The 644-nt window shown below is 46.9% G+C and carries 1 protein-coding gene; it reads left to right on the top strand.

All coding sequences use genetic code 11. The annotated features are described in order from the left end of the window. Positions 1–583, top strand: a 583-nt coding sequence (locus tag R7Q09_RS26320; RefSeq protein WP_411913127.1) for a GNAT family N-acyltransferase, incomplete at its 5' end; no start/stop codon positions are given. Between the last annotated feature and the right edge of the window lie 61 nt (positions 584–644).

Raw genomic sequence — 644 nt, 5'->3', positions numbered from 1 at the left:
GTATTCGCGCACCTTGTTCAACTATGACCAACGCTTTCTCGATCAAATGGGCAAGTCGATTGAAATGGGTCGTTCTGTGATTGCCGAGCAATATCAAAAAAGCATGAGTGCCCTACTCTTACTCTGGAAAGGCATAGCGACTTTTGTTCATCAACATCCTGAATACACGCACTTATTTGGCCCAGTGAGCATCAGCAACGATTACAGCCATACCGCGCGTCAATTATTGGCACAATCGATGACCCTACACCACTACGACAACGACTGCGCCGAATACGTCACTCCGTCAAACCCACTGCCAGAAACCAACTTAAACTGGAATACCAGCATGCTAACCGCATTGGGAGATTTACAGTTGCTATCTCGCGTGATCGCTCGAATTGACGAAGGCAAAGGCGTTCCGGTATTACTGCGCCAATATTTGAGTTTGAATGGTAAGTTGGTGTGTTTTAACGTCGATCCGGCGTTTAACAACGCACTGGATGGATTGATTATGGTGGATTTACGCGATGTACCTGAGAAAACGCTGGCACGTTATATGGGCAGCGAAAACGCGCGCGAGTATTTAGCTATGAACAATTAACCGTCGTCTACAAACGTAGGAGGTATCGCGCTGCTCAAAATCGCTCTAAACAAAACGCGTG

Source organism: Vibrio sp. 2130-1 (assembly GCF_033339515.1).
The sequence above is the reverse complement of the archived record's forward strand: the minus strand, read 5'-3'. Positions and strand labels throughout refer to the sequence as shown.